Below are 392 nucleotides of genomic sequence, written 5' to 3'. Positions count from 1 at the left end.
CACCAGTCTGCTTTTCAGCCTGAACGATGCTGACGCACCCGAGCGGCATACCACTCAATACTTTGAGATGTTCGGTAACCGCGCACTGTACCGTTAACGCTAGTAGGCTCGGGCAGGTTCGCTGCCTCAAGAATAGTCGGCGCAATATCGATCACATGGGAGAACTGACTTCGAATCCCGCCACCGCCCTCGATTCTGTCAGGCCAATGAATGACCATGCCGTTGCGGGTACCACCGAAATCAGATGCAACCTGCTTAGTCCACTTGAACGGCGCGTCGAAANCCNCCGCCCAACCCGCCGACATATGCGGAAAGGTGTATTCCCCCCCCCAATCGTCAAGTCGCGGCAACAGATCTTCGACCTTCTCGACAACCTGATTAAAGTAGGTCAT

General features: G+C 54.9%; 1 protein-coding gene. It reads right to left on the bottom strand.

Annotation, left to right across the window (positions count from 1 at the left end; genetic code table 11):
* Positions 1 to 14 precede the first annotated feature (14 nt).
* The coding region (locus A3709_RS17305) for a sulfatase-like hydrolase/transferase (RefSeq protein ID WP_066057488.1) at positions 15 to 392 on the bottom strand (378 nt) is incomplete at its 5' end.

Origin of the sequence: Halioglobus sp. HI00S01, assembly GCF_001635445.1 — a bacterium.
Taxonomy (GTDB): domain Bacteria; phylum Pseudomonadota; class Gammaproteobacteria; order Pseudomonadales; family Halieaceae; genus Halioglobus; species Halioglobus japonicus.
Note: the sequence above shows the minus strand (reverse complement) of the source record. Positions and strands in the feature narration are given on the sequence as shown.